Here is a 12,545-nt window from a genome sequence, read left to right as displayed (position 1 = left end):
AGCGCCCGCATGATGTGAGAGGGGCAAGGCCGGGCGGAAACCGGCTTTATAGACTTCATAATGCCCTTACACTCTCGGCATCCGTATAGAGCATAAGCTCGCCATCTCTTCTTGTTTTGTAAGCATCTTCGTTATGAGATGCATCATAAATGCTCTTATTGGTAGGGTATGCGGCGGCAATCCGGGAAATAATTCTGATTTCGTGATCAGTAAGAGGCTCCGCTTCGTCTTCATTAGCGGCTTTAATCATGGGAACCAAATCCCTATAATTATTCAATTGAGGGCCTTGGGGTAATCGGGCATAAGTGGCCCCGGTCATTCCCCGGCCGGTTTCCCGAAATGAAATTATGTCAGCAAGCCAAATGTATTTTGCCTCATAAAGAAGCACGTCCCCCGGATCATCTTTCAACATATCCCGGTCAAGTGTTTTGCTGAACTGGTGCAAAACCCGTTTTATTCTTTGAAGCGATAGGCTTCTGTTGCCGGCGTATGGGTTATTTCCCGATGGCTTCCCGGATAAAACCCGACGCAAGGTATCATCCATGGGCTTGGTCTGTATCTGGCCGGTTTCCCACCTTTTCACACTGGCAATACCAACGCTCATTGCCTCTGCAAGGCGGGCTTGGCTCCACTTAAGCTTTTTCCTTCCAATCACAATCTCTTGGCCAGTCAACAGGTTGACGGCCTTCCGGTAAGCATCGGATATTCTTTTTTGGTTTTCAGCCGCAAGCACCAAATCATCCACTTCAGTGCCGCAAACAGGGCAAACATAGTGCTCCGCATCATATTCAATTCGCTTGTCGCGAAAAGTCACCTCTTTTTTCATGGCCTTAATGACCATTTTCCCATGTTCATTCGGACAATCCATCGTTGCCCCCTTTCCCACCTATGGCTCTATTTTCATGTAACGAAACAATCCAGAGCCGGTCACCCCTGATGGAAAATTTAAAATACATTATGCATCCAAAGCTTTTGCTGAACCATCTGAAGGCAAACAATTCGGCGTTTAAAATGGCTCTTTCATCCGGCCGCCGCCTTGATTCGGTTTAACTGATGGTTCACATCAGTTCGCCGCCGGCCGCCGCGCCCGGGAAATACATATTCGCTACCCCGCGGATGGTTTTCAAGCAGTGCCCGCGCCGCATCATTCAGATGAAAATCTTAGCCCCTTTTTTCTTTGGTTGAGCAAATGGGCGCCCCCTATCATTTTTGTAGAAATGCCGTCAAGGCAACGGCACCGGCGGTCAACGCGGCGCATAGCCAGAAGGCGATGCTGAACGTGCCGGTGGTGTCTGCGAGATAACCGGCTACCGAAGGCCCGATAATCTGCCCGCCTCCGAAAAACAAGGTGATAACCCCAAAGGATTTGGTTGCCTGGGCCGGACCCATATAGTCGCCAACAGCCGCCGACATGATGGTGGGAATACTCCACACGGAAAGGCCGAAAATGGCGATGGAGGCATAGAGACACGCTATCGGCAGTTCCGCGGCTACCAATACATAGGAGAGGGTGAACAAGGTGAAGACGACCATCAAGCCCGCTTTTCGCCCGAAGCGGTCGGATACCCATCCGAACAGCGGTCCGGAGAAGATACTCAGGCCGCCGACGACCGCCCAGAAAGCGCCGGCCGTGCTTTCACCAAAGCCTCTTTCTTTCACCATTGCAGTGACGATAAAGGTGGCGTAAACCACATACGTGCTGCCGAAGAGCGAATAGATTCCGCCCAGGTGCACAATCGCCCGGCGATTCGAGGGATTGCTTTTCGGCGCACCGGCGGCGGGGACAACGGGGGGCACGTCCGGGTGTCCCATCGGCGCAAGGCCTTTTTCGCCGGGCGTATTGCGAAGAAGGATTGCCGCCAGGACGGCAACTGCCATACTCACGATGCTCATGGTAACCCAACCGGTACGCCACCCTTCCGCACCGAGTCCGGCATTGATATAGGGCACATAAAACCCGGCAAATACAATGGCGATACCATTTCCGGATATCATGGTGCCGGCCGCACGACCTCGCGTGCTTTTAAGAAACCAATGTGAAACCATTCCCATCAGGGGGACATTGGCAAGACCGCTGCCGGCGCCGGTTGCGATATAAAACGTCAGCACTTCCGCAAAGGTTACGGCGCAGCTGATCAAGCCCATGGATCCCCCCACCAGCAACAGGCCGATCGTGATCGTGGCCCGGGCGCCGATCCTTTCCGCGATGATTCCCGCCACCACCACCGAAACCATGTACCCGATGAAATTACCGGTGCTGATAAGGCCCATCTGGGAGTAGGTCAGACCGAGGGAAGTGCCCATAGCCGGCAGCAGCATGCCAAGCGAAAAGCGTCCGAGTCCGAGGCACGAGAAAAGAACCGCCATGCCGGTCCATACGATCACCCAACCGTAGTGCGGTGCGATGCTGTTTTTTGGCGAATGATGGGGAAAATTCATTAATCGCTGCTCCTTTTTTAGATATCCATATGTCATAACCCCCGACTTCGCAACCGCGCATGCGTTTTCTGGTTAGACCGCGCGTGTGGCGAACCTCTCATTGACAGGCATTCCATGAAGGCATTAGGATGGGGTTGCTTTTTTTGCCGTTACGGATAGCGCTAAGGTCTTAATCACCGTGCCCCTGGAGGTGTCATGAAGAAATGGTTGCGATTGATGATGGTGCTGGTTTTGATCCTTGCCGGCGGGCGGATCGGATTCAACTATCTAAAGGGACAAAACAAGGCAGGCCCACTTCGGGTTTCGGGAAATATCGAGGTGACCGATGCGCAGATGAGTTTCAGGATTCCCGGCCGGCTTGAAAAGCGCCTTGTCGACGAAGGGGATCGGGTGGCTAAAGGGCAGTTGATCGCAACCCTTGAAAAAACGGATCAGGAAATTGCCGTTGCGGCTGCCGCGGCAAATCTCGCCCATGCCCAAGCGGTTCTTTCGGAACTTGAGGCGGGCAGCCGGCCTGCCGAGATCGAACGCTCCTTTGCCAATATGCTGCAAGCAAAAGCCTTACTGGCCGAGCTGACCAACGGCAGCCGAAAGCAGGAAATTGAAAGCGCGAGGGCCGAGCGGGCCAGGGCCGCCGCCCTGGTAAAAACCGCCGAGGTTCAGCTTGATCAGGCAAAGGCGGATTATCATCGCTACAAGGACCTTTTCAAGGACGGCGGAGTCAGTCAGGAGCAATATGAGTTGGTTCGCACCCGGTATGAAAGCGCTAAAAATGCCGAAAACGAAGCACTGGCGGTGTTGAAAAGTGCTTCCGAAGGGCTTAGTCTGCGAGTGGAAGGCCCGCGGCAGGAGCAGATTGACAATGCCCGTGCCGCCCTGAAAGCGGCCGAGGCGCAGTATTCGTTGGTTAAGGAAGGCCCGAGAAAAGAGAAAATATCTCAGGCCGCGGCCGAAGCCAAGGCTGCAGAAGAACGCCTCAACCAGGCAAAACAGCAGCTGGCGTACACCGAGCTTTTCTCTCCCATGGCAGGACGTGTCCTCAGTAAGTCCGCCGAACCCGGGGAGTACTTGAATCCCGCCGCCCCCGTGGTCTTGATCGGAGATATTCACCATCCCTGGCTAAGAGCTTATATTAACGAAAAGGATATCGGAAGGATTCACCTGAATGATCCGGCCACCCTTACGACTGATTCGTTTCCGGGAAAAACCTATTCCGGACGTGTCAGTTTTATCGGCAGTCAGGCGGAATTTACGCCCAAGGCCGTCCAAACCTTTGAAGAGCGTGTGAAACTGATGTTTCGCATCAAGATCGAGGTGGAAAATTCAGCCGAAGACTTGAAGCCGGGAATGCCGGCCGATGCCGAGATATCACTAACCGCCTCCTCGGCAAGGGATTAGGGCCATGGCGGAAAACACGCCGGCGATTCGAGCGGAGCTTCTCACGAAACGCTTCGGTGACGTCACGGCGGTGAAGGATGTTAGTTTTCATGTGAATGCGGGGGAAATTTTCGGCCTGGTGGGGCCGGACGGCGCCGGAAAAACATCAACCCTTCGAATGCTTGCAAGCATTATGGCGCCGAGCACCGGAAAGGCGAGCATCGCCGGATTCGATGTCGCCACCGAGGCGTTCGCCGTAAAAGATTCTCTGGCTTACATGAGCCAGAAGTTCGGGCTTTACCCGGATTTGACCGTGATGGAAAATATCGGCTTTTATGCCGATCTTTACGGCGTGCCCCAAAAGGGCAGAGACACGCGCGTGGATGAACTGCTTGATTTCAGCCAAATGCGCCCCTTTAAAAAGCGACGGGCCGGGAATCTGTCCGGCGGAATGAAGCAAAAGCTTCAACTCGTTTGCGCGCTCATTCATATCCCGCGCGTGCTGCTTCTCGATGAGCCGACCAATGGGGTTGATCCGGTGAGCCGTCGGGATTTCTGGCGAATTCTTTACCAGTTGCTCAAGGAAAATGTTTCGATACTGGTAACGACGGCTTATCTGGACGAGGCCGAGCGTTGCGACAGGCTGGCGCTGATGGATCACGGAAAAATCATCGCCCTTGGCACGCCGGCCGAAATCAAACAGCTCATGCGCGGAAAAATTCTGGCAATTCGAAGCAGCCAGGCCAGAACCATTCATCGATTGCTTCAACATGCGCCTTTCGCGCTGAGCGTCAATGTGTTTGGCGATACGGTCCACCTGGTCTGCGCCGATGCGGAAAAAATGAAAGAAACGGCTCAAAAGATGATGGCAACGGCAGGGCTTGCCCATGATGAGATTCGGGAGGTGCTCCCGAGCCTGGAGGATGTGTTTGTCAGCGTGCTGGGGGATGGGGAGGCAACACCGCCTGAAACGGAGGCTGAAGTTGGTTCGAATTTGGCTTCCGCACGTCTTGCTGAGACTAAACCCGCGCCGCCGGCCGTAACGGTAGATCATCTGACCCGCCGCTTCGGGGACTTCACGGCGGTGAACGATGTGAGTTTCAAAGTACCCAAAGGCGAGATTTTCGGGTTTCTCGGTCCCAACGGCGCCGGGAAAAGCACTACCATTCGCATGCTGTGCGGATTGCTGAAGCCCTCTTCCGGCGGCGGAACAGTCGCCGGCTATGATGTCGGGCGCGAGGCGGAGCAGATCAAACGGCATATCGGGTATATGAGTCAGAAATTTTCCCTGTATGAAGATCTGACCGTGACGGAAAATATCGATTTTTATGGCGGCATATACGGGCTATCCCGCGCAGCCCTTTCGGCACGGAAAGAATGGGCGGTAAATATGGCGGGACTAAAGGCGCATCGCACCAGCCTGACCGCGGTTCTCAGCGGGGGATGGAAGCAGCGTCTGGCGCTGGCGTGTGCCATTCTTCACGAGCCGCCCATCCTCTTTCTCGATGAGCCCACCAGCGGCGTGGACCCCATCAGCAGACGGCGCTTTTGGGAGATGATTTATGACATGGCGGATCGGGGCATCACGATCTTTGTGACCACGCACTATATGGAAGAGGCGGAGTACTGCGACCGGATCGCGCTGATCTACGGCGGCAACATGATCGCCATGGGAACGCCCATGGAACTGAAAACCCGTTTCATGCGGGATCAGATTTTGGATCTTCGGTGTGCGGCACCGCAAGTGCTCATTGAGCCGCTTTCAGCTTTGCCCGAGGTTCGGGATGTGGCCCTCTTCGGTGCAGGGCTTCATCTTGTGACCGGAAACGCCGCGGCGGCAAAACGGGCGATCACGGAAAAGATGAAAGCGCTGGGAATTGAAACCACCTCCTTGGAAATCATACCGCCCGGCATGGAAGATGTTTTCGTCTCCCTGATCGAGCAGGTCAACCGGGCGGCCGCGGAAAAAGCGGGAAAAGGGAGGCTGGCAGAATGAACCCCATACGCCTGTTGGCCGTTGCCAGAAAAGAATTTATTCATGTCCTTCGAGACTGGCGAAGCCTGTTTCTTGCCGTCGCCATTCCGATTTTCCTGATTTTGCTCTATGGATATGCCTTGACGTTGGATCTGAGACACGTGCCCACGGTGATTTGGGATCAGTCCCGCACACCGGAAAGCCGGGAGTTGCTGAGTTTGTTTCAAGGCTCTCCCTATTTTGCCGTCACCGCGTACGGCGATAATTACCGGGATCTTCAGAGCGCGCTGGACCGGGGAAGCGCCATGCTCGCCATCATCGTGCCCGGTGATTTCGCGAACCGGGTGCATGCCGGAAAACCCGTCGGCATTCAGGTGATTGCTGACGGCAGTGATGCCAATACCTCCCGGCTTGCCATGAGCTATGCCGAAGGCGTGGGAATCATTTATTCAACCGATATCGCCATCAACCGCATACGACTATCCGGCATGGGCGATCGGGTCCAACCCGTAGAACTGATTCAGCGCGCCTGGTACAATCCGGATTTAAGAAGTCAGAATGTGCTGATTCCGGGGATCATCGCCCTGGTGATGATCGTTGTAGCGGCGATGCTGACCAGTGTCACCATCGCCCGCGAGTGGGAAACCGGCACCATGGAACAACTGATCAGCACCCCCTTGCGGGGCCCGGAGTTGATTTTCGGCAAGGTGATACCCTATTTTGTCATCGGCTTATCGGATGTCGCCCTTGCCGTTGCGATGGGCAAGTGGATCTTTGATGTGCCCGTTGTGGGAAACGCGGGCCTTCTATTTGCCCTATCGGCCCTATTTCTCACCGGCGCCCTTTTTTTCGGCATGACGCTGAGCATCATACTAAAATCCCAGGTAATGGCCAATCAGATCGCCATTGTGGCTGGGTTTTTGCCGACCCTGATTCTAAGCGGATTTGTGTTCGCCATTGACAATATGCCCGTTCCGATTCAATGCCTCACCTACATCGTTCCGGCCCGTTATTTTATCACTATTTTGCGCGGTATTTATCTGAAGGGCATCGGGCTGGAGATTCTCTGGCTCGATGCCTTACTCCTGGGCTTTTACACGGTGATCATGGTGGCGTTGGCCAACCGCAAATTCAACTTCAAGCTGGAGTAAGCCCTTGATTCAGCGCATCAAACGAATGCTCGTGAAGGAATTTTTGCAGATGCTCAGGGATCCGCGCATGCGGGTGGTGATTTTCGGGCTTCCAGTGGTGCAAATGATGGTCATGGCGTTTGCGCTGACAACGGATGTTATGAACATTCGCACGGCCGTGCTCGATATGGATAAAACGCCCGCATCCAGAGCACTGATCGCGGATTTTAGTGGGGGCGGTTATTTCCGGATCTCCCGGTATCTCGTATCGCAGCGGGAAATTGCGCCGCTGATGGATCGCGGGGAGGTCAGGGCCATCCTTCAAATTCCCTCAGGCTTTGAAACAGCGATCTCCTCCGGCCGCTCCGCCGCCGTGCAGATCATTACCGATGGAACGGACAGCAACAGCACCGGCATCGCCCTCGGGTACGCCAATTCGATCGTCGCCGCCCATTTCAACCAACTGCGCCTGGAACAGGTGGTGGCATCCGGCCTTCAAGCCGATCCCGTGCCGGTTGAAACCGTTGCCCGGGCCTGGTTCAATCCCAACCAGGAAAGTAAATATTACTATGTTCCGTCTTTGATCGCGGTGATGCTTTTTATCTTCAGCCTGCTGCTGACCAGTATCGGCATCGTGAAGGAAAAAGAAATCGGCACCATCGAACAGGTGATGGTGACGCCGATTCGCGGCATCGAGTTTATTCTGGGAAAGACCATCCCCTATATGATCACTGGCTACATCTCCATGACGATTATGCTCTTGGCTGCGATGATCGTGTTCGGCGTCCATGTAAAGGGCAGCTTTCTCCTTCTCTACCTTCTGGCGGGCATCTATTTATGCGGCAATATGGGCATTGCGTTGATCATCAGCGCTTCGGCATCGACCCAGCAGCAGGCGATGCTGACCAGCTTTCTGGTGATGATGCCCTGTGTCATGCTCAGCGGGTTCATGTTTCCGATTCATAACATGCCCGAATCGGTTCAATACGCCACCTTTTTAAACCCCATGCGATGGTTCCTTCAGGTGCTAAGGGGTATCGTTATGAAGGGCGTGGGCATTGAGATCCTCTGGCCCGAGATCATCGCCCAAAGCCTTTTGTCCTTGTCGTTTATTCTGATCGCCTCGGTGCGATTCAAGAAAACATTGTCGTAAATAAAATTGCCACGGAGGCTCACGCGATCCCGCAGAATGCAAGGGGAATGGCTCAATTTCCTTGAATGTGTTCAGCAAATCTTGTATTAAGAAAAACTTATTGAAAGGCCACAGACCGTTTTCGATTTTTTCGTTATCGTCCAAGTTGCATCAACGCTACAAACCGGAGGCCGGCATCAACAGGCCGGCAAACAAACTTATGTTCCTGTTTAAACGAATCGTGCTTGCCCTGCTGGGTTTGGCTGTCGTGGTCGGTGCCTTGGCCGGCGCCAAGTATTTCCAAATCAAGGGAATGATTGCTCAGGGGCAAAATTTTGTGCCGCCGCCGGGCGTCGTTACAACGGCCGGGGTGAAAGCCGATCGGTGGGAGTCTTTTTTAACCGCGGTCGGTTCGCTTGAAGCGGTGCAGGGGGTGGAGGTCACAGCGGAGCTTCCCGGAAAGGTGGTACGCATCGCCTTTGAGCCGGGAACAAAGGTTTCCGCCGGAGAGCTTCTGGTGCAACAAGACACCTCCGTTGAATTGGCGCAGCAGAGAGCGGCCGAGGCGGCTGTGGCGCTTGCCCGGTTGAACCTGGCGCGTGCCCGGGAATTGGTGGCGACCAAAACCATTTCCCAGTCGACTTTCGATAACGCAGACACGCAGTTCAAACAGGCCGAAGCGCAATTGGACAACATTAACGCGATCGTTGCCAAAAAAACCATTCGGGCGCCTTTTTCCGGGCGTCTGGGCATTCGGCAAGTGAATCTGGGCCAGAATCTCAAGGAAGGCGAGCCGATCGTGACCTTGCAAACCATGGATCCGATTTATGCCAATTTCCTGATGCCGCAACAACAACTTGCTCAGGTGAAAAAAGGGTTGCGCGTGCGGTTGGCCATGGATGCGCTTCCCGGGCAAATGGTTGAGGGAGTAATTACGACCATCAACCCCCTGGTGGACGATGCCACGCGTAATTTCCGCATTCAAGCCACAGTGGCCAATCCGGAAGAAAATCTGCGGCCCGGTATGTACGTCAATGTCACGCTGGTGTTGCCGGAAACGGTTGAGGTCCTTGCGGTACCGGCCACTGCGGTGTTGTATGCGCCGTACGGCGATTCCGTTTTCGTGGTGGAGGAGAAAAAAGCGGAAGGAGCGGCCTCATCGGGCCTGTTTTTGCGCCAGCAGTTTATTCGAACCGGCGAAAAGCGCGGTGATTTTGTTTCGGTAGTCTCGGGCCTGAAAGGCGGGGAGACGGTTGTCAGCACCGGCGTATTCAAGCTGAGAAACGGCCAGGCCGTTGTGGTGGACAATACGCTTTCGCCCGAATTCAAGAAATCACCGACACCGGCGGACGCATAACATGAACTTTACCGATCTTTTTGTTCGACGCCCCGTGCTCGCCCTGGTTATCAATTTGATGATTATCATTGCCGGCTTGCAGGCGATACGCTCCTTGAATGTGCGCCAGTACCCCCGAAACGAAAACTCCGTGGTGACGGTTACCACCATCTATGTGGGCGCCAGCGCCGATCTGGTGCGCGGCTTTATTACCACGCCTCTGGAGCGGGCCATCGCCGCAGCCGACGGCATCGAGTATATCGAATCTCAAAGCTCACTGGGCTTATCCACCATCAGTGTTCGCCTGAAACTCAATTACGATGCGATTCAAGCCCTGTCCGAGATCAGCGCCAAGGTGGATCAGGTGAGAAACGATCTGCCGCCTGAGGCGGAGGTTCCGACCATCAATGTGGAGTCGGCGGAAAGCCGGATTGCATCGGCATACCTCAGTTTTACGTCCGATGTGTTAATGCAGAACCAGATTACCGATTATCTGGTCCGGGTTGTGCAGCCCCGGCTTTCCGCGGTGGAAGGGGTGCAGCGCGCCGATATTCTGGGCGGCAGAACCTTTGCCATGCGGATTTGGTTGAAAGCCGATCGCATGGCGGCGTTTAACGTCAGCCCCGTGCAGGTGCGCCGGGCGCTTTCCGCCAACAACTATCTGGCCGCAGTGGGACACACCAAGGGGTCTCTCATTCAGGTGAATCTCACGGTCAATACGGACTTGCAATCGTTGGCGGAATTTAAGCGCCTGGTCATTCGGCAGCAAAACGGCGCCATCATTCGGTTGGAAGATATCGCCGATGTGGTGCTGGGAGCTGAAAATTATGACGCGGAAGTCAAGTTTAACGGACAAACGGCTGTTTTCATGGGAATCTGGCCCCTTCCGAATGCCAACTCGGTCGATGTGCTAAAACGCATTCACGTCGAGATGGATAATATTAAAAAATCGCTTCCCACCGGTATGGACGCCCGCATTGCCTATGACGGCACCAAATATATCACCGATGCGATTCAAGAGGTGACCAAAACGTTGGGGGAAACGCTGCTCATCGTCATCGTCATCATTTTTTTGTTTCTCGGGTCCATTCGTTCCGCATTGATTCCGGTGATCGCCATTCCGCTGTCTTTAATCGGCGCGGTGTTTTTAATGCAGGTCTTCGGCTTTACCATCAACCTTCTGACGTTGCTGGCCATCGTTCTTTCCGTGGGGCTTGTCGTGGATGATGCCATCGTGGTGGTGGAAAACGTCGAACGGCATTTAAGCGAAGGGCTTTCGCCCGTTGATGCCGCGTTATTGGGCGCCCGTGAACTGGTAGGACCGATCATTGCCATGACCATAACCCTGGCCGCGGTGTATTTGCCCATCGGATTACAGGGCGGGCTGACCGGGTCGCTGTTCAGGGAATTTGCCTTTACATTGGCGGGCGCGGTTACGATCTCCGGAATCGTTGCCCTGACGCTCTCCCCCATGATGTCTTCTAAAATACTGAAGCCCGGCATTTCCGAGCGGGGTTTCGCCGGAAAAATCTCGCGTGACTTCAACCGATTCAAGGGGGTATACGGACGGCTGTTGACTGCGACCTTGAATGCCAGGCCGGCCGTTTACCTGGTATGGCTGATGGTCAGCCTGCTGGCCGTCCCCATGTTCATCATGTCGCCGGTGGAGCTGGCGCCTTCCGAGGATCAGGGAGTTATTTTCGGCATCATCGATGCGGCGGCCAATGCCACGCTTGATCAAACCAGTCTATCCGCTGCTGCCGTCAACGAGGCCTATTTCAGCATTCCGGAGACGAATCACACCTTTCAGGTGACAAACCCCGCATCGGGCTTTGCCGGAATGGCCACGGTTCCCTGGAATGAGCGGAACCGCAATATTTTTCAAATCCTGCCGGAGGTGCAGCAAAAGCTCTCCGCGATACCCGGCGTTCGCATCTTTCCGGTTACGCCGCCCGCGCTTCCGGGTGGCGGCGATTTTCCCGTTGAATTTATCCTGGCCTCCACCGCCGACTCGGAACAGATTCTTGACTTTGCGCAACAAATACAGCTTAAGGCCATGCAAAGCGGCATGTTTGCCTTCCCGCCGCTGATCGATGTGAAAGTCGATCAGCCTCAGGCCGAGTTCATGATCGACCGGAACCGGGTAGCGGATCTGGGCCTCAGTCTCGAACAGGTGGGGGCGGACATTGCGTCCATGCTGAGCGGCAATTTTGTGAACCGCTTTAATATCGACGGCCGCAGCTATAAGGTGATTCCTCAGATCAAGCGGATGGATCGGCTCAACCCGGAACAGCTCAAGGATATTTATATCACCGGCCCGGACGGCAATCTTGTACCCTTTAGCACGGTAGCTTCCATTCAAAACACGACGGTACCGCGGTCCTTAAACCGGTTTCAACAGCTAAATGCTGTAAAGATCAGCGGGGTGGCCGTACGTCCTCTGGACGAGGCACTACGCTTTCTGGAAGATGAGGCGGCCAAAATTCTTCCCAAAGGGTATGTTCTCGACTACACGGGCGAATCCCGCCAGCTTCGCGCGGAAGGCAATAAGTTTCTGCCCGCCTTTGCACTGGCCGTGGTGCTCATTTTTCTGGTGCTGGCGGCCCAGTTCAACAGCTTTAAGGATCCCTTTGTTATTTTGGCCGGATCCGTACCGTTGGCAATGTTCGGTGCGTTGATCTTTACCTTCCTTAAAATGCCGGACCCCAATGTCCCGTTTTGGACACAGGGCTGGACCACAACCTTGAATATTTATTCCCAGGTGGGGCTGGTCACCCTGGTGGGGTTGGTCTCCAAAAACGGCATTCTCATCGTCGAATTTGCCAACAAGCTTCAGGCCAAGGGGCTTTCCAAACGCGAGGCGGTTTTTGAAGCGGCTCTGACTCGGCTTCGGCCCATTATGATGACCACCGGGGCTACGATTGCCGGTCACTTTCCCTTGACGCTCGTTACCGGCGCGGGCGCTGCCGCCAGAAACTCCATCGGCCTGGTGCTCGTGGGCGGCATGGCCATCGGCACCTTCTTTACCTTATTTGTGATTCCATCGATTTACATGTTGATCGCAAGAGATCATTCCAAAGAACCGCTCAAAAATACGCCGGCTTCGGAAGCAACAACGGAGACGGCCGTTGCTTCCCGCTGATGCAAGTAGCGCGG

At 54.6% G+C, this 12,545-nt stretch carries 8 protein-coding genes; 6 read left to right on the top strand and 2 right to left on the bottom strand.

The features are described 5' to 3' along the window. Window positions 1–55 precede the first annotated feature (55 nt). On the bottom strand, window positions 56–868 hold the full coding sequence (locus RBT11_03550) for a DUF4065 domain-containing protein (protein ID MDX9785829.1): 813 nt from the start codon (window positions 866–868) through the stop codon (window positions 56–58). Window positions 869–1,203: 335 nt separating this feature from the next. Then, window positions 1,204–2,439, bottom strand: coding sequence for an MFS transporter (locus tag RBT11_03545; protein ID MDX9785828.1), 1,236 nt, complete (start codon window positions 2,437–2,439; stop codon window positions 1,204–1,206). A 195-nt stretch (window positions 2,440–2,634) separates the two neighbouring features. Here RBT11_03545 and RBT11_03540 point away from each other — a divergent pair, with 195 nt between their 5' ends. The 6 genes from RBT11_03540 (at window position 2,635) to RBT11_03515 (ending at window position 12,531) form a co-directional block, all read left to right on the top strand. Beyond that, the gene (locus tag RBT11_03540) at window positions 2,635–3,837 is read left to right on the top strand and encodes an efflux RND transporter periplasmic adaptor subunit (GenBank protein ID MDX9785827.1); all 1,203 of its coding nucleotides are present in this window, start codon (window positions 2,635–2,637) and stop codon (window positions 3,835–3,837) included. Between the two features lie 4 nt (window positions 3,838–3,841). Continuing rightward, entirely contained in the window at window positions 3,842–5,812 is a 1,971-nt protein-coding gene (locus RBT11_03535) for an ATP-binding cassette domain-containing protein (GenBank protein MDX9785826.1), read from the top strand. Next, complete coding sequence (locus RBT11_03530; GenBank protein ID MDX9785825.1) at window positions 5,809–6,942, top strand: ABC transporter permease; 1,134 nt, start codon at window positions 5,809–5,811, stop codon at window positions 6,940–6,942. Before RBT11_03535 ends, RBT11_03530 begins: the two co-directional genes overlap by 4 nt. 4 nt (window positions 6,943–6,946) lie before the next feature. Further along, on the top strand, window positions 6,947–8,074 hold the full coding sequence (locus tag RBT11_03525; GenBank protein ID MDX9785824.1) for an ABC transporter permease: 1,128 nt from the start codon (window positions 6,947–6,949) through the stop codon (window positions 8,072–8,074). A gap of 199 nt (window positions 8,075–8,273) precedes the next feature. Continuing rightward, window positions 8,274–9,410, top strand: coding sequence for an efflux RND transporter periplasmic adaptor subunit (locus RBT11_03520; GenBank protein ID MDX9785823.1), 1,137 nt, complete (start codon window positions 8,274–8,276; stop codon window positions 9,408–9,410). 1 nt (window position 9,411) lies between these two features. Further along, a complete protein-coding gene (locus RBT11_03515) occupies window positions 9,412–12,531 on the top strand; it encodes an efflux RND transporter permease subunit (GenBank protein MDX9785822.1) in 3,120 nt (1,039 codons plus the stop codon). Window positions 12,532–12,545: the final 14 nt, after the last annotated feature.

It is taken from the genome of Desulfobacterales bacterium, from assembly GCA_034003325.1.
In the GTDB taxonomy this organism is placed as follows: Bacteria; Desulfobacterota; Desulfobacteria; order Desulfobacterales; family JAFDDL01; genus JAVEYW01.
Note: the sequence above shows the minus strand (reverse complement) of the source record. Positions and strands in the feature narration are given on the sequence as shown.

Bases quoted from the DNA above. Each gene is read 5' to 3' on its own strand.
- RBT11_03530 (MDX9785825.1), top strand. From the start codon at position 5,809: ATGAACCCCATACGCCTGTTGGCCGTTGCCAGAAAAGAATTTATTCAT.
- RBT11_03550 (MDX9785829.1), bottom strand. From the start codon at position 868: ATGGATTGTCCGAATGAACATGGGAAAATGGTCATTAAGGCCATGAAA.
- RBT11_03520 (MDX9785823.1), top strand. From the start codon at position 8,274: ATGTTCCTGTTTAAACGAATCGTGCTTGCCCTGCTGGGTTTGGCTGTC.
- RBT11_03515 (MDX9785822.1), top strand. From the start codon at position 9,412: ATGAACTTTACCGATCTTTTTGTTCGACGCCCCGTGCTCGCCCTGGTT.
- RBT11_03545 (MDX9785828.1), bottom strand. From the start codon at position 2,439: ATGAATTTTCCCCATCATTCGCCAAAAAACAGCATCGCACCGCACTAC.
- RBT11_03535 (MDX9785826.1), top strand. From the start codon at position 3,842: ATGGCGGAAAACACGCCGGCGATTCGAGCGGAGCTTCTCACGAAACGC.
- RBT11_03540 (MDX9785827.1), top strand. From the start codon at position 2,635: ATGAAGAAATGGTTGCGATTGATGATGGTGCTGGTTTTGATCCTTGCC.